This window comes from Parabacteroides goldsteinii DSM 19448 = WAL 12034, assembly GCF_000969835.1.
In the GTDB taxonomy this organism is placed as follows: Bacteria; Bacteroidota; Bacteroidia; order Bacteroidales; family Tannerellaceae; genus Parabacteroides; species Parabacteroides goldsteinii.
On sequence record NZ_KQ033912.1, the window covers coordinates 3084666 to 3100659 of the forward strand.

General features: G+C 39.7%; 19 protein-coding genes and 1 tRNA gene. 6 read left to right on the plus strand and 14 right to left on the minus strand.

The features are described 5' to 3' along the window. Positions 1-265 precede the first annotated feature (265 nt). The 10 genes from HMPREF1535_RS11240 to HMPREF1535_RS11285 all read right to left on the minus strand — a co-directional run bounded on the left by HMPREF1535_RS11240 (position 266) and on the right by HMPREF1535_RS11285 (position 9185). On the minus strand, positions 266-1213 hold the full coding sequence (locus tag HMPREF1535_RS11240) for a DUF5712 family protein (protein ID WP_046146162.1): 948 nt from the start codon (positions 1211-1213) through the stop codon (positions 266-268). Continuing rightward, positions 1204-1803: a BfmA/BtgA family mobilization protein gene (locus HMPREF1535_RS11245; protein ID WP_008772051.1), complete on the minus strand. Its 600-nt coding sequence runs from the start codon at positions 1801-1803 to the stop codon at positions 1204-1206. Before HMPREF1535_RS11245 ends, HMPREF1535_RS11240 begins: the two co-directional genes overlap by 10 nt. A 284-nt stretch (positions 1804-2087) precedes the next feature. Continuing rightward, positions 2088-2420 carry a helix-turn-helix domain-containing protein gene (locus HMPREF1535_RS11250; protein ID WP_046146163.1) on the minus strand — a complete coding sequence of 111 codons (333 nt, stop codon included), beginning with the start codon at positions 2418-2420 and terminating at the stop codon, positions 2088-2090. A gap of 162 nt (positions 2421-2582) precedes the next feature. Next, complete coding sequence (locus tag HMPREF1535_RS11255; protein WP_005800271.1) at positions 2583-3005, minus strand: hypothetical protein; 423 nt, start codon at positions 3003-3005, stop codon at positions 2583-2585. After that, a complete protein-coding gene (locus tag HMPREF1535_RS11260) occupies positions 2980-3213 on the minus strand; it encodes a hypothetical protein (RefSeq protein WP_017141558.1) in 234 nt (77 codons plus the stop codon). Before HMPREF1535_RS11260 ends, HMPREF1535_RS11255 begins: the two co-directional genes overlap by 26 nt. 272 nt (positions 3214-3485) lie before the next feature. After that, the gene (locus HMPREF1535_RS11265) at positions 3486-4121 is read right to left on the minus strand and encodes a CatB-related O-acetyltransferase (protein WP_046146164.1); all 636 of its coding nucleotides are present in this window, start codon (positions 4119-4121) and stop codon (positions 3486-3488) included. Positions 4122-4135: 14 nt separating this feature from the next. Continuing rightward, positions 4136-5428: an MATE family efflux transporter gene (locus tag HMPREF1535_RS11270; RefSeq protein ID WP_046146165.1), complete on the minus strand. Its 1293-nt coding sequence runs from the start codon at positions 5426-5428 to the stop codon at positions 4136-4138. A gap of 237 nt (positions 5429-5665) precedes the next feature. Next, positions 5666-6139: a DinB family protein gene (locus tag HMPREF1535_RS11275; protein WP_046146166.1), complete on the minus strand. Its 474-nt coding sequence runs from the start codon at positions 6137-6139 to the stop codon at positions 5666-5668. Between the two features lie 83 nt (positions 6140-6222). After that, a complete protein-coding gene (locus HMPREF1535_RS11280; RefSeq protein WP_046146167.1) occupies positions 6223-7056 on the minus strand; it encodes an AraC family transcriptional regulator in 834 nt (277 codons plus the stop codon). 80 nt (positions 7057-7136) lie between these two features. Then, on the minus strand, positions 7137-9185 hold the full coding sequence (locus HMPREF1535_RS11285; protein WP_046146168.1) for a HelD family protein: 2049 nt from the start codon (positions 9183-9185) through the stop codon (positions 7137-7139). A gap of 138 nt (positions 9186-9323) precedes the next feature. Between HMPREF1535_RS11285 and HMPREF1535_RS11290 the strand changes: the two genes are divergently transcribed. Both HMPREF1535_RS11290 and HMPREF1535_RS11295 read left to right on the plus strand, forming a co-directional pair. After that, positions 9324-9908, plus strand: a complete 585-nt coding sequence (locus tag HMPREF1535_RS11290) for a hypothetical protein (RefSeq protein WP_046146169.1) — start codon at positions 9324-9326, stop codon at positions 9906-9908. Positions 9909-9989: 81 nt separating this feature from the next. Continuing rightward, positions 9990-10292 carry a TIGR04076 family protein gene (locus HMPREF1535_RS11295; RefSeq protein WP_046146170.1) on the plus strand — a complete coding sequence of 101 codons (303 nt, stop codon included), beginning with the start codon at positions 9990-9992 and terminating at the stop codon, positions 10290-10292. Between the two features lie 33 nt (positions 10293-10325). Here HMPREF1535_RS11295 and HMPREF1535_RS11300 read toward each other — a convergent pair whose 3' ends face one another. Continuing rightward, on the minus strand, positions 10326-11090 hold the full coding sequence (locus HMPREF1535_RS11300) for a LuxR C-terminal-related transcriptional regulator (RefSeq protein ID WP_046146171.1): 765 nt from the start codon (positions 11088-11090) through the stop codon (positions 10326-10328). 227 nt (positions 11091-11317) lie between these two features. Here HMPREF1535_RS11300 and HMPREF1535_RS11305 point away from each other — a divergent pair, with 227 nt between their 5' ends. The 4 genes from HMPREF1535_RS11305 to HMPREF1535_RS11320 all read left to right on the plus strand — a co-directional run bounded on the left by HMPREF1535_RS11305 (position 11318) and on the right by HMPREF1535_RS11320 (position 12879). Next, positions 11318-11632: a helix-turn-helix domain-containing protein gene (locus HMPREF1535_RS11305; RefSeq protein ID WP_046146521.1), complete on the plus strand. Its 315-nt coding sequence runs from the start codon at positions 11318-11320 to the stop codon at positions 11630-11632. Further along, entirely contained in the window at positions 11619-11912 is a 294-nt protein-coding gene (locus HMPREF1535_RS11310; protein WP_046146172.1) for a DUF3876 domain-containing protein, read from the plus strand. Before HMPREF1535_RS11305 ends, HMPREF1535_RS11310 begins: the two co-directional genes overlap by 14 nt. Before the next feature lie 53 nt (positions 11913-11965). Further along, complete coding sequence (locus HMPREF1535_RS11315) at positions 11966-12259, plus strand: helix-turn-helix domain-containing protein (RefSeq protein WP_046146173.1); 294 nt, start codon at positions 11966-11968, stop codon at positions 12257-12259. A 92-nt stretch (positions 12260-12351) separates the two neighbouring features. Beyond that, positions 12352-12879, plus strand: a complete 528-nt coding sequence (locus tag HMPREF1535_RS11320; RefSeq protein ID WP_046146174.1) for a GNAT family N-acetyltransferase — start codon at positions 12352-12354, stop codon at positions 12877-12879. Between the two features lie 315 nt (positions 12880-13194). Here the strand turns inward: HMPREF1535_RS11320 and HMPREF1535_RS11325 are convergent, their stop codons facing one another. The 3 genes from HMPREF1535_RS11325 to HMPREF1535_RS11335 all read right to left on the minus strand — a co-directional run bounded on the left by HMPREF1535_RS11325 (position 13195) and on the right by HMPREF1535_RS11335 (position 15976). Beyond that, positions 13195-14415, minus strand: a complete 1221-nt coding sequence (locus tag HMPREF1535_RS11325; RefSeq protein WP_046146175.1) for a site-specific integrase — start codon at positions 14413-14415, stop codon at positions 13195-13197. A 242-nt stretch (positions 14416-14657) separates the two neighbouring features. Further along, positions 14658-14730 (minus strand) — tRNA-Lys (locus tag HMPREF1535_RS11330). Positions 14731-14839: 109 nt separating this feature from the next. Beyond that, positions 14840-15976 (minus strand): AI-2E family transporter, encoded by a 1137-nt coding sequence (locus HMPREF1535_RS11335; protein WP_009859873.1) that lies wholly within the window; start codon positions 15974-15976, stop codon positions 14840-14842. Positions 15977-15994 lie beyond the last annotated feature (18 nt).

Sequence of the window (15994 nt, forward strand, 5' to 3'; positions counted from 1 at the left end):
TTAACTTTTTAATATGCAAATATATAAATAAATAGTGACTTGAGCCTTTTAAACCCGCTCTTTCTTGAATATCTCCTAAAAATATCTTTCTATTCCTAGCTTGTAACTTTAAAAAGTAGTCTATCTTTTGATATTTCTTATATCTCTAAGGAAATAAGAACGTCTTTATGTGAAAAGGTTCATAAACCATGATCTTGTTGCAGGAAATATGAGTTTCACATAGTGCCTTTCATAATTTAAATATTGTAAAAAGCAGAATGAAGAATCACAGTTGACGTCTTTTCTTCTTTTTCTTTTTAGGCTTAGGAATTTGTTCTTCAGGAATATTAGAATTTGATAAAAAGTCTATTGATGATGGTGTAAAAAGATTGTTTTTCTGACTATTGAGTTGATGGTTAGTAATCTGCCTCTCTCTTTTTCTATCAATTTGGTTATCTACATTGAAAGATAGACTGTAGTCTTTTTTATTTTCAAAATTGATAGAAAACATGTTTTCTTGATTGATTTCTATTTTTTGTTCAAGGGATTGAATATCCTGCTCTTGTAGTTTAAACTGTTCGGAGATAAAACCGTTCTTCATGGTATTGGCATACTCAAAGGATTCTGATAATTGGCGATTGTAACCGAACAACTTGTCAAAACCGCGTTCTGCATTTTTTAATAGGTTCACGCGATCAAAACCACCTTTGATCACCCCAGCTTTAGTACCCTTATGATTAGTAAGAGGTGACAGCTTCTTCTTATTAGTTTGGTCTTTCCGGCTCACAATCAAATGGCAGTGCATATTCAGCTCATTGTCGGAACGACTACGGTCAAAATGAATCTTCCCATAAAACTTTATATCCGAAGCGGATAGTCCTTTATTAAAGTTTTTGGCATATTCAGGAATAAATACCTCACGGATATAGCGTTTCATTGCTTCGGCTTGTTCCAGTTCTGTATTACCCATCGCTCGGAGTTCTTTTTCCGATGGGCTGACGTGGATAGCGTAAAACTTAGCATCTGTTTTTAGGAGTTGCCCGATATTTGTATCTATATCCTTTATCACCTTTGACTTATAAATGTCATTCTCTGTTAGATTGAAAAAACCTTCGGCATAGATACCCTTTTCCATCCGTTCTAAATCTTCATGCTCCAAATAATTAGCTAACTGTCGGCTGCTTCCAGCATTATTGTATGTTCCTTTAGATGGTGGAGCAAAATCTATGTGCATGACTCTATGTTATTGATAAGGTTAGTTATTTCGGTCTTCAATATCTCTTTTCTCTTGCTATCCATCACACCACATGCGGAAAGTTCTGCATAGAGTTGTAATAGTTGAAACAATTTCTTATAATCTCGTTGATGAATTTGATACAGCGAATTAATCTGTTTACCTTGGTGGTTGATTACATCGGCGTGCTTGCCAAATTGCTCGCTTATAGTTTTAAGTACCGTTACCCGTTTTTCATCATTGGCTTGTATCTGTGAAAGTATAGCGGATTCCAATGTTTTAGCGATACTATCAAATCGGATAGCAATAGAATTTGTTACCCGTATCATCGGATTCAGTTGTTCTTCTTCATAGTGACGGATGAACCGTATAATATCATCCTGTCTCTTATTTATTTTCGCCAGTTCTGATTTTACGGATTCCGGTGCTTCCGATGGGTTAATATGAGCTTTGTCAATATAACCAAAAGCCAGTTTCACAACTTCGCTCTTTTTCAGTGAATAGCGTTTGCATATTTTCTCTACCAAAGCTGCCGCTTCCTTGTCTACGGAAATGGTGGTGAATATAGTTTTTCGACTGTTATTTGGCATGATAATTACTTTTTTATAGAAATATGAATAGATAAATACCTGATAACAAGCATTACAAAGAAAATGCTTGTTACAGGTGTCATTACAGCGTGTTCTTGTAACACGCTAAAGCCGAAGGCTTTGCCCCGCAGGGCAAGAGGGAAGAACAGGACTTGTCCAGTTCCCTCTTGCTCGATTTAGCGAAACGGGCTGAACCGATAGATGAAGCAGTTTGTGCTAAATCGGGGTGGTGGCACAGAGGAATAGCTCAAACATATGCTTCTTTCCTCTGCTACTTTTTGCTATCAGGGCTGATTCGCTAACTGATTGGCTTTTTCAAACTGCTTGTAGGTTTGAGAATCGGCATATTCACGGACGAAAGCCCGGATGTCTCTGGCTTTATAATACGTTTTTCGTCCGATGGTAAAGTAGGGAAGTACACCTTTTGCCCGATAGCGTTGTAGGGTTCTGAAAGATGCTTTCAACAGAAAGGCTAAGTCTTGATTATCTAATAGCTTTTCGTTTTCATCGAATACAGTATCTGTGTTGATAAGGGATTTCAAGTCTTGTCCGATTTCGGTGAGTTTCTTGGATAGCTTCTCCATCCACTTCTCGAAGTTTTCATTGTCTATATACATTTTGCTTCAATTTTAAGTTCAACATTATTGTTTTCAATCGATTGATGAAGCAAAGTTCTGCAAAACAAGGTCGCAGAAAAAGAGGAGTAGTTACCTACTCCCCGAAAAATGGTTTATAAACTACTATAAATAAACAATTTGCAGAATCATCTTTTCTAATCTTTATTTGTTTTTGCGTTTACGGTCTTCTCTGGCAATAGCATTTCGCAAAGCATCCAATGTTTTAGTAAGATTGTATGGTTTACGAGTAAACACTTCACCGATCTTATCGTAGATACTACCAAATTTCAGATTGAAAAGCTGCTCAAAGCCACGAGCCAACTGAATTTTTGGGACTGGCTTTCCATTTTCCCCAACGATTTTTCCCAGTAGAAACAGAGCTAGTACAATTTCAGCAATACCTATAATCCCCAATTCTTTAGACTTTGGGAGTACATATAGGTCTGATTTGAACTCTGTAGACACAGGTGAATTAAACTGTTCGGGATGGGTAATCTTCAGATTGAGTAACTCTAATTCTGCATCAATTAAGGATAATGCTTTGTGAATGTATAGATTTTTAGGCGCATTTTTCCCCCTGCCCATCCTGATACAACCCCTTTAAAGGGGCTATCTCAATACGGGTGAGATTAAGCATCCGGAAGATATGAGTATAATCTTCCGAATTGCTAATTGTTACTATTTGCTTCACAAAATCTTCATAAGCATCTTGCATTTCTGTGTTAATAACTTCTTGTGAGGTATCAGCCAGTAAGATGAAAAACCTCGTTCTCAATAAATCATTCATAGGCATAAAATTTAATTGTGAATAAATTATATATATCAAAGCATTTGCTTTGTATGCTGAATGATTTCTTGTTTTGTTTGTAGTTCCTCTGCTAATCAGAATGATTCAAGGGGTATTCAGCCTTATTGGTCGCAATTTTAGAAATGTTGAACCTCAAATTCCTGCTTCTTACAAATATAATTCACTGGCATGAGTTCTAAAATAGCGAAATGTAGCTATGCAGAAGAACTGCGACCTGCATCAATCCTTGTTAATGATTTCTTTATATAGTTCATATTTTATTCTTTCATTATGGCTAGTAATTCATTCAATTTTCCCTCTGCAATATATGGCAAACACTGACGTATTTCATCAGTAGACCAATCCCACCATTTCAGCATGAGTAATTGTTGAATAACCTCTGCGTCAAAGCGTTTTCGTATTTCTTTGGCAGGAGTACCGCCCACAATGGTATAAGGTGGAACATCTTTGGTCACTACTGCACGTGCGGCAATAATTGCTCCGTCACCGATATGAACACCTGCCATAATCACAGCTTCGTAGCCGATCCATACATCATTGCCGATTACAATATCGCCTTTATTGTCCCATGCAGTAGTAATATTCGACTTCTCCAATTCCCATTCTTCATAGAATAAAGGGAAGGTATAGGTAGACAGAGATTTCAATGTATGATTCGCACAATTAAACAGAAACTTCGTGCCACAGGCAATAGAACAGAACTTGCCAATGATTAACTTCTCCCGATGGATGGGATAATGATAAAGCACATTGTTCTTCTCAAACAGCAAGGGATTAGCTACAAAATCATTGTAAATGGTATAATCGCCTACCTCAATTTGAGGATCTTTAATTACGGCATTCAGATAGACTGTTTGGTTATCTCCGGTGCGTGGATATATTTTTGTCATCATAACTTGATTCGTTTTTAATAGTGTTTACTTTTCAGATAAATAATAGATTGCAGTGCCAGCAGAATCACAAACAGATATTCTGCCGTCAAGTAGAGGGCTAAAGATGCTTCTATACAGAAGCTCAACCAGTAGAGATACATTAAATAGACACAGGTGGTTGTCACTTGGAACAGAAAGGTGATTTTGGTTTTTCCCGTTCCCCCGACCGCATTGAGATATACATAGCCGGGTAGTGCAAACGTGTAATTCAATAGCATCACCACGAAAGGAGCAAATGCTAATTCTATCAATAGTTCATTATCGGTGTAGAAACTGACAATCCAACGGTTACAGAGTAATGCAACTACTACCAATGGGAAGCCAACAGTATAGCCTAATTTCAGGATCTTGTGACAAATCGGGAAAAGCTCGTTTCTCGCTCCTGCTCCAATAACATTACTCACTAATGAACCCGTAGTGACAGCAAAGGAATTGGCGATTACGAAAAAGAGAGCCGATACGCTTCGGGTGATATTGGAAATAGCTAACTCTGTTTTCCCTAAATGCTCGATTGCCACGAAAAATAGAAACCAAGGGGCTACGCTGATAAAAGCATGGAGCATACTCCACACAGACAGATTCAGGACTTTGATAAGTAACCGTCCATCATACACGGGCTTCAATCCGTATTTTTCTTTGTCTATCTTCGCTCCTGTGTAGATACAAAGCACAATCAAAGAACCCATTTCCGCTAAAGATGAAGCGATGGCTGCTCCCGAAATGCCTAATCCCAGTGTGAATATTAAGAAGTAGTTCAGCGGGATATTAATCGCCACCGCAGTAACAGCAGACCATGATAACGCTTTTGTGTGCGTTATTCCAACGAAGAAAGACCGGATAGCCAGAAAAGGAAATGAGAACAGCAGCCCGAAGCTGCGCCAATCCAAATAGCGGACTACCGCCTGATAAATCTCCGGTGAGGAAATTAATCGTTTCAATAGATAAGGAGAAACTGCATGAATCAATAGGCAAAGCAAGACGGATAATCCCGATAAAAAGAATAGTCCTTGATAGAATGTCTTTCCCGTTGCTTTATAATTCTGCTCCCCGTTTCTCCGGGCAATCATCACTTGCAATCCGATGCTGAACCCAAAGCCCAACATATAGACTGCCAGATAATAAATTCCGGCAATAGCGGATGCTCCCAACTCCACCTCGCCTACGTGACCTAAAAAGACAGCATCCGTTATATTGATTAACTGCTCCATTAAGATGCTCATCATTACCGGAAAGTTGATAAGCCAGATTTGTTTATATGTATAATTCATTGCTCAACTGCAAAATAGCACGACACGAGCAGACTGCATCATATAGTCTGCCAGCTCGTAAATTCATAAATAAAAGGATATAAAACCTCTGTGGCAAATAAATCGTTATTTGTCAAATAGCTGAATAGCTTTCTTGAATGGGGCTATTCGCAGGAGCGTAGCTATATACAGAGTTTCATAAGAAGTGAATACTATTTGTGAGTTGATATGGCGCAAATGTATGAAAAATTAATAAATTCAATCTATCAATTCATGGATTTCTTTTATATGCAAGTGCAAATGTCCCAAATATCCCTCTATCATTTCTTGTAGTGTTACCTTTACTCCTGTAAAGTCGCACCAGTAACTATCCAGCCTGTTCTTATCTACCGAGTTAATTACTTGGATGATGTGCAAATTGTAACACTTCCATAACTGGATTAAGTTAGCCCAGTCTGCATTCTGATAATCTTGCAAAGCTATCCACAAGTCATTATCCTGTGTATAATCAGGAAAGAAAAGCAGGTTTTTGCTATATTGCAACCGAACCATGCGTTGGTGATTATTGGATGCCGAATCAATCAAGTGACCGAGAATCTGCTTGATGGTGCGATTCTGCGTATTTCGCCTTTGTGTGATAACCTCTACGGGCAAACTACTTAACAATTTCTCTTCTGTTTCAATAACCTGTGCAATGCCAGTGGTTATGTGAATAAAACTATTTTCTTGCATAACATTCTAATTTTAAATACTTCTGCAAAAGTAAGTTCTTTGCCTATCATCCACTTGTAAAAAACTGACTTTATCACAAATGACTATGCACGATTATGCGATTTAATAACATTCAGCCTACAATCTTCGGAAAAGAATGTAGAATACGGAGAATGCGAAGATAGATATTGAGTAGGCGAACAACCTGTAAACTCTTTAAAGTCTTTCACCAAGTGCGAAGGGTCGTAAAAGCCACACGAATAAGCCAAGTCTACGAACTCCATCCCCGGATTATTCTGTAATAGATACAGTGTCCGCTGAAAACGAACTACCCGATAATACTCTTTAGGGCTCATTCCTGCATAGTTGGTAAATACTCGCTTGAATTGCCTATATCCCAAACAAGTACTTTCCGCAAGGGTATTCACATCAATTTGCGGTTGATTGATTATTTGGCAGATAGCATGCTGCGTTCTTTGGTAATTACAATCTGCATCAACCAACCGTTGCATGAAAAAGCGTTCAATCAACCGGATGCAGGTATCAACGGCTGGTTCGGCAGAAATATTTCGTTTCAGGTAATTCAGTTCAATATCTTCCAGATCTTCTACATTTATATAATGGTTGTAAAGCTCACTCATAGAACACCGCACAAATGGATTTAGCCCCAGAGGATGAAATATAACGGCAATCATATCAATATTACCCTCTGAAATCAAACTCCCATAAGTTGAGAACTGTCCCCGGATAAAATTCTTTGGTTGCAAACCTTTGGATTGGATATTCAGATTCTCACCCCGATGAAAAACAAGATGCACGCACCCCGATGGAATAGTCTGTACCATTATTGGCTCTACTTCATCGGTCTTTAGCACCCAATAGTATTTAATGTATTGGGAAAGTACAGGTGATGGATATAGAATTTTGCTTTCTTTCATCTTTACTTCGTTAATCTGCTGTGCGCATGGTGGTAAATATAGAGGTTAATCTCCGCATGACAATAGAGTAAGCCGAAAATTTAGATGAATGGCGTGTGTTTTGTTTCGCTATATGTCAGCGTTAAACGGTGCATCGCCCTCGTTACCGCCACATATAACATACTCTGGTCTATTCCTGAATGATAATTTCTATCGTCTGCCTGTGGGATAATCACCTCATCGAATTCCAAACCCTTTGCCATGTGGGCAGAGGTGATAATGATACCCTGTACAAAAGCTGAACTTTGGCTCGATAGGAAATGAATATCGGGAATTTGTAATTTATCTGCCAACTCACGGGCTTGCAATTCAGTTTTGCAGACAATCCCCAGTGATTTATAGGCGGATGCCTGATAAATGGCAATTAATTCTTTAATAGCAGATAGTTCTCCTTTCTCATTATTAAATTGTAATACTTGCGGTTTCTCCCCATGCCGTGCGACTGGTTCAAGATCGGTATTTGTCCGTATTTTCTGTGCGAAAGCAGTGATCTCGTAAGTAGAACGGTAACTTTTGCATAGCTTCATCACTTCGCCTGTGACAAGAGCTTTCTGAATCACATCCGCAGTAGACGAGCCGTAAGGATTGACCGACTGGCTGGCATCGCCCAACACCGTTTTCCGGCAAGGGAATAGCTTTTGCATTACCTTGTACTGGATTGGAGAATAATCTTGCATTTCATCTACCAGCAAATGTTTGACACAATTCTTTGTATTACCTTCCAAAGCGATATGCAGATACGCCATTGGTGCTATGTCGGTATATTCAAGCGTGCGGTTCTTCCGCATTTTAAAGAGTTCCGGCTTACCCATCCATGCGAAGAAAGCTTTATAGACTTGAAGGTCATTGTTTCCGGCAAACATTCCCTTGATCTCTTTTTTTAGGAAATTCCGTTCAGCAGTCGTCACTGTGAAAGCATTCTGTACTTTCATCATATCGAGAATATAATCCGTCATTGCCTCAAACCGCTGTCGCATGGGGTAGCGGTTGAAACGGTGGAATTGCTCTTCGATAAATTCAGCCGGAACGGTGATATGCTTGGATAGTTTCACATCTTCTGCTCTAAAGTAGTGATTTTCGATGTGCAGAATAAAGCGATCCAGACTGGCGATGAAGTCGAAAGATGATTTATATTCGATTCGCTCGATAAAATCCGGTGTTGGTTTTGTCAGCAATTCATTCACTTGCTCAAAAAAGCTAAGGTATTTGTATTTGTGATTCAGTACTTCGGAAAGTATCTGTTCCATGCTGGATTCCGGTACGGTTTCTTCGCCCAGTTCGGGCAGGACGTTAGATATGTAATCGGCAAACACCTTGTTCGGAGAAATAATCAAGATGTCTTTTGAAGAGACACTACCCTGAAAAGCATACAGTAAATAGGCGATGCGGTGCAGGGCAATAGAAGTTTTACCCGAACCCGCTACACCCTGAATGATGAGCGTTCGGGCTTCTTCATTACGGATAATCCGGTTCTGCTCCCGCTGGATGGTGGCAACAATGTTCTTCATTTTATCATCTGCATTAGCACTCAGTTCCTTTTGCAGAATATCATCGTGGACGGTCAGCGTACTTTCAATCATAAATTCCATCTTTCCAGCCCGGATTCGATATTGGCGTTTCAACGAAATATCCCCTTTTATCTCTCCCGATGGGGATTGATAAGATGCTTCACCCAGTTCGTGATCGTAGAACATACTTGAAATAGGTGCTCGCCAATCATAAATCACGGTTGTCCGGCTTTCAGTATCGTGAAAGGTATGAATGCCGATATAAACAGGGATTATCGGACGGTTTTCGCTCTTCTCTTGAAAGTCGATTCGCCCGAAGTAGGGAATATCCACTATTTTAGCAAGCCGTCGGCGCTTGTCAATTACACTTTCGCCTATGGCAAAATGATTCAGGATGCTTTCACGCATCGAGCGTATCTCATGCGGATCAATATCTTTATTGCTCCAAAGGTAGTCTTTGTACTCCGCCAATGTATCTACATGGTCTTTCACTGACACATCGGTATGGCTGATTATCTGTTTCAACCGGGCGATTATTTGCTGTAAATAGCTTCTTTCCTGCTTCTCTGTTTGATTGAACATCGTAGTAATTTATTGCTAAAGGATGAAAATAGATTCAAAACGGTGCGCAAAATTACTGCAATCTATTGGGGCAGGAAATGGCTATTTATAGCTATATATCCATAAGTTTTGTATCTTTGCACGCTCAAAATGAACGATATGGATATTCTTGAACTTGCCCTACATAATCAGCAAACCGCTTGGAAGATACTGGAACATACCGGCATTGTTTCGGCATGGGAACGTATTGGGGCAACCGTTCATCTGGTAGGCTCGCTTAAATCCGGTTTGCTGGCAAAGAGTAGGGATATAGACCTACATATCTATACCGAGACATTGGATATTACAGCCAGCTTTTCAGTGATGCAGGAACTTGCCGAACGACTTTCTTTAAAGGAAGTCCAATATAAAAATCTGATTCAGACAGAAGAAGAGTGTATCGAATGGCATGCCCTCTACGAAGACGAGGACAGGAATACATGGAAGTTCGACATGATTCATATTCGCAAAGGCTCAAAATATGATGGTGTGATTGAAAAAGTAACTGCTGCCATTACGGACCGACTTACCCCGGAAATCAAGCAAACCATCCTTCAAATTAAATTCGATGTGCCGGACGGTGTACAGATTCCCGGTATAGAAATCTATCATGCTGTTTTTGTGGGTGGAGTCCGCAATTACGAAGAACTGGAACAATGGAGAAAAAACAATCCGCTAACAGACAGCTTGGATTGGTTGCCGTAATAGACAATACATTTAAAGTAGCCCTGCGAATCGCCATAAATGAGTACCCTTGTATAATATCGTACGTGATAAATATTGAAAATGAAAAAGATTAGAATAACAGTTATAAGAAAGGTGCAGCATAGTGATTTGTCGGCTATGTACGAAAATCCTATTGAACACACTTGTGATATTAAAGAAGGTACAACCTTTATTTCAGTCGATGGGCAGAAACCGGAAGAACTGTGTAAAAGTGCATGGAGTTCAATGAGTTATTTTGTTACGGAATTAGCCAATGGGGGCGGTAACTTCTATGATGGTTGGATGAAGAATCCGCACTCGGCAATGATTTCCTGTAACGATGGCTTTCGTCCTGTTAGTTTTTATATTGAAGTGATTGAATAATGATGTACATTAAAATAGAACGCCAGTGCATAGTCAATAGAGAATACCGAAACTTTCTGCCCGATTAAGGGCTTCGATCACATTATCGACATTTAGTTTTGCTAATATATTCTTGCGGTGATTGTTCACCGTGTAAATACTAAGATTCAGTTTAGATGCAATCTCCTTGCTCAAAAAGCCCTGTCGGATTAGTAAGAGTATTTCCTTTTCCCGCTTGGTTAATTGTTGGTCTGCCGGAACAACTGCCGATGTAAGTATCTCACCCGTCTTCCGATTAATAACCGTCCGCTTGATTCGCTCCATAGGTATTTGATCGGGTGAAAGATCCATCACTCCCATAATCATCCATGCTTTTCCGTTTTTGTCTTTCTGAATTACTTGGTGGCGACTGATTACATTCACATATTCTTGCCGGGCATTCAGCATACGAATTTGGAATATCTGCTGATAATCATTTCTTTGTTCCTGCGGAAGTGAATAGATGAACTGCCCGTGTTCAATCTGGTGTTCGATGAGTTGTGCCCGGTCGTCCGGGTGAATCCGTTCCTCCAATAAATCGCCCTGTTTGTGAATGGTTTTTATCCATGTAGGGTTATATCCGAATATGTTAGCGAAATTGTCGGATGCAAAATCGTACCGTTCTTTGAAAACATCTACCGTAAAGATACAACTATGGCTCATTTGTGAGAAGGTCTGTATAGATGCTCTGCGTTCATTCCACAAATCATAGTCCACATCCAGCGGGCTGATCTGCTGTCTTGCCCATAATTCTTCGGGAGTTATCTTGTTGGTAGTCATGCTGCAAAGATAAGCGATAAATCTTTTCGTATCTCTATTTCTATTTAACTTTCTATGTAAATGCGTTCAAAAAAAGAATATCCTATGAGTATATTCCAAATGAATTGAGCCAGAGATAGACAGGATATACCACTTTCAGACAGTTTAGAAAACGGCTCTTGATTCTTCTTTCATTTGCCGATGAAAATAGAATCAACACGTTTTATAAACCATTTAAAATTGAAAGAATGGAAGTAGTAACCATTGAAAAGAGAACCTTTTCGTATGTCTGCGAACGGTTCACGGAGTTTGCCAAACGGATAGAAAGTTTGTGCAGCACTCATACTCAGAAAGTAGAAAACTGGCTTGATAGTCAGGAAGTGTGCCTTTTGTTAGGCTTTAGTAAACGAACACTGCAATATTACCGAAGTAGTGGGCGACTGGCTTATTCTCAAATCGGGAGCAAGATTTATTATAAGTCTTCCGATATTGAAAGAATTATTGCGGACAGTGAAACACAAAATCAATCACCCAAACAAACCACGTCTTATGAAAAGAACTAAAGAAGATTACCCGTCCTTCAACCTGTTTTCTATTGTCGGCACATGGGAAAGTGTTAATCTGAATCCTACGGTTATCATCTACCGGAATGATAAAGAGTATCTCTTATCTATTATATATGTATCGGAAACTACTAAACAGGCTTCACCCGCTACTTATGAGATACAGCAGGATGGTAGTCAGTATTTTATTGCCATTGCGTCTAAACGGCTCTATGTAGATTATGATCCGGCAAAAGATATACTTAGTATTTCATCGCTGGGTGACTATCTGCGCAACTAACCAGCCATCTAGCCATCTTGAAGTCAATATTTCAATAAAACAATCTTTCAATCATGGAACTAATAAATAAAGATACCCCACAAGTCAAAGAATTTATTTCTTCACTCGATTCGATGCTGAACGGCATTGAATATATTGTCCAGCATTACAAACCCCACCTGAACGGGGAACGCTTCCTTTCTAACAATGAAGTTTCCAAGAAACTGAATGTTAGTTTGCGAACCCTGCAAGAGTGGAGAGACACAGGGCTGATCCCCTTTATCCAGATAAAGGGTAAAATCATCTATCGCCAAAGCGATATTGATAAGCTGCTCCAAAAGCATTACTTTAAAAGTTGGAAAGAATAACTACCTAAAAGAGTATGATTTCCACTATCTTAAAAGGAAACCTCTTTTATTAAGGTGGAAATTATACCTTTGCATTCCAAACAGTTGCAATTATGAAGTTTGTAATAGAATCCGGCACACCTGCCGATATTGACGAATTAGAAAAGTTGTATGATGATCTGAATGATTATCTATCAGCTACCACCAACTATCCCGGATGGATAAAAGGCATTTATCCTATTCGTGAAGATGCGGTTGTTGGCATAGAAAATAATACTCTTTTTGTTGTCAGGTATGACGGAAAGGTAGCTGGCTCTATTATCTTAGACCATCATCCCGATGAAGCCTATAATAGTGTAAGGTGGAAAATAGAAACTAACTACAGCCATATTTTTGTGATACGCACTTTTGTGGTGCATCCTTCATTCTTGAAAATGGGTATCGGTCGTGCTTTGATGGATTATTCGTTTAAATTGGCTCAACAATCAGGCATAAAATCTATCCGTTTGGATGTGTATGAAAATAATCTTCCGGCAATCTCCCTCTATGAGAAATGTGGTTTTGAATACATTGATACCGTAGATTTAGGTTTTGGCAACTATGGGCTGGACTGGTTCAAACTGTATGAGAAACTTGTTTAAACGCTATTCAAGTGGAAGACGATTCCCTCATGCCAGCCCCGAAAACATTGTTTTTCGGAATTTAATTTGAATCATTGACTTTTCCAGTGGAGTATTTAGTCTGTGCAAGTCTTTAGATGAAAATACGCTCGAAATGCAATGAGAGGAAGATTTTTATCTAAACCGAAGGCTTGGACTTGAACAGGCTAAATACGGAACTTACCTTTGTCAATGCTTCATATTGAGTTCTGGAAAACTCACCTTAAAAGAAAAAGGATTGAAAAAATGAAACTCATTCTTCCCAATCCTTTTTCTATTTATTGGCTACTACCTTTATTATATAGCCAACTCTGATAGACAGCTATTTACTTTCTGCATATCCTTTAAAATATTCTGATCCAGTACCCGTGCATAGTGTTTTGTCACGCTGGTATCTGCATGACCTAACATTTTGGCTACATTCTCCATACTTACGCCATTCGCAAGGCAAATACTTGTGGCATACGAGTGCCTAGCGGTGTGTGTGGAGAGGTTTTTATGTATTCCGCACACATCTGCAATTTCTTTCAAATAACTGTTCATGCGTTGATTGCACAATACAGGCAAAAGTTTTCCGGTACATTCAGCTACATCCTTATATTTATCAAGAATAGAAGCAGCCACAGGCAACACAGGAATGTTACACATGACTTTTGTCTTCTGGCGGTTCTTCCTTATCCAAAGCTCCCCTTTGTTATCTCTAACCAAATGTTCAGGTGATAAATCTTTTACGTCACTGAACGCTAATCCTGTGAAAATACAGAATACAAAAATATCTCGTACTTGCTCTACTCGTTTAATAGTGAACTTTTTGGCAAGAATAATTTTAATCTCGTCCATTGTCAGAAATTCGGGATCAGTTTCTTCCAATTTGAAGCGATAGTAAGCAAACGGATCTTTCTTTATCCAATCGTTTTCCAAAGCGATACGAATAATCTTCTTCAAGTTCTTCAATCGGGTGATAGCAGAGTTCTGCGCACAACCTTTTTCTATTTTCAAGAAAGCATCGAACTTAGAAATAAAGTTGGCTTCCAAGTTATTCAGAGCAATATCCGATAGCTGATATTCTTTCTTAATGAATTCCTCCAAATATCGGGTAGTGGTTTCATACCGTTGAACGGTCTTGCTTACAAAGTCTTTACCGATCAGCTTACGGCTTTGTTCGTTATGTTCCCTGAATACCTGCAATAGTGTTTTGTTATCTTCGTCCACACCATAAAACAACTTTCTCACAAGATCAACAGTGATAACCTTGCCGGAAGTTTCCAGTTCTCTGTAAATTTGGTGTACGTGTGAACGTGTGATTTCTAAGTAGTGGTTCAGTTCCACCGACATACGGTCTTTGCCTTTTGAATTTTCTTTTGCCTGATTCCATAGGTTTACAGGACAGCTTCTTTTGATAGAAATATCTACCATACAGCCGTTTACGGTAATTCTCATGCACACGGGTGCTTCTCCGTTCTTTAATAATTTGCCTTTCTTGATGAAAAACAATACAGAAAATGATTTTCGAGCCATTTTTACATCGTTTTTAAAGTTACAAAACTATGTATTCTCTTCCAAAGCAAGTCTATGCAAAATGCTATGAATCAGCGAGAAAGATGCAAATTCGTGGGACTTTTTTGAACTAAATTTTAGTCCCACGATTTATCCACCGATAATATGCTTGAAACGGCTATTTTCTGCCACCTGCTAGAAAAAAGAAATCCCTGATAATGCTTGATTATCAGGGATTTGCTTGATTCTTCTTGTTGTTTCAGTGATCCGCCTGGGGTTCGAACCCAGGACCCCATCCTTAAAAGGGATGTGCTCTACCTGCTGAGCTAGCGAATCATCCTGTGCATACTCTGTATTGCGGTGTGCTTTACTTCTGTATTGCGGGTGCAAAGGTAGGGTTTATTTTTGAATTTGCAATAGCTGGAGGAATTTTTTTTGAAAAAAATTACTTTTCTTTTTTTTTCTCCGGTTGAATATCAGCAGGGGGAGGAGCGATAATGTCCTCTTCCAGCAAGATAAAACGCTTATAATAAGACAGACAGAGCGTTGTGAGCGGTAATGCGATGATTAAGCCGATAAAACCTAACAAAGTTCCCCAGATGGAGAGCGAAAGAAGGATGATGGCCGGATTCAGTCCCATTGCTTTTCCCATGATACGCGGCGTAAGGTATAAATCCTGGATACATTGTACGATTCCGAGTATTAATAATCCCGAACCGAAGATAATCCAGAAATTCTGTCCGGTCTCTGCCGACTTTAGCAGGCTGAGGATGACCATCGGGATAAGGCCGATCGCTTGCAGGTACGGAATCAGGTTCAGCACGCCGATAAATAACCCGAGCGTCACGGCCAGCGGGAAACCGACGATTTTGAAGCCTATCGAAAGTAAAACTCCGACGCATAGCGCAATCAATGACTGCCCGCGGAAATAGCGGTTCATGCTCTGCTCCACATCGTCGGCCAGCCCTTTGGCGAAAGGACGGATGCGTGCCGGAATCAGGTTTATCCAGCCGTTGGCTATCTTTTCGTAGTCGAGCAGGATGAAAATGAAATATAACAGAATCACGAATATAATCGTTATGCTGAAAAGGATGGAGAATGTGTTCGACAGGATGTTCCAGACCTTCGGGGCGAGTTGCTTGATTGCATTCTGTATGTTCTCCCGGCTGAGGAGTTCCATCAGCTGGTTTATGTCTACATTGTTTTCGAGATATTCGATCCATGAAGCTGGTATAAGCGGAACATGACCTTCTCCCGGATTATGCGTGCGCATCAGGTTCAGGGTCCGCTCGGCTTCCTGGGCGACAGACGGAACGACCAGTGCGGCGGCAATCCCGATAATCAGCGATGCGGAGATGATGACTGCGACGATGGCCAGGATACGGCTTTTCAGCTTCAGCTTATACTGGAAGAACTTGACGAAAGGTTGCATCATATAGGCGAGCAGCCAGGCAATCAGGAAGGGGAGCAAGGCGTTACGCAATACGGTAATCAGGTAAAGCAATACGCCGATGATGACGATGCTGAATACGATACGTGTCACCCGGTCGAACGTAAAAGGTCTTTCAAACAATGAGTTCATATTATAATTTTTATCTTT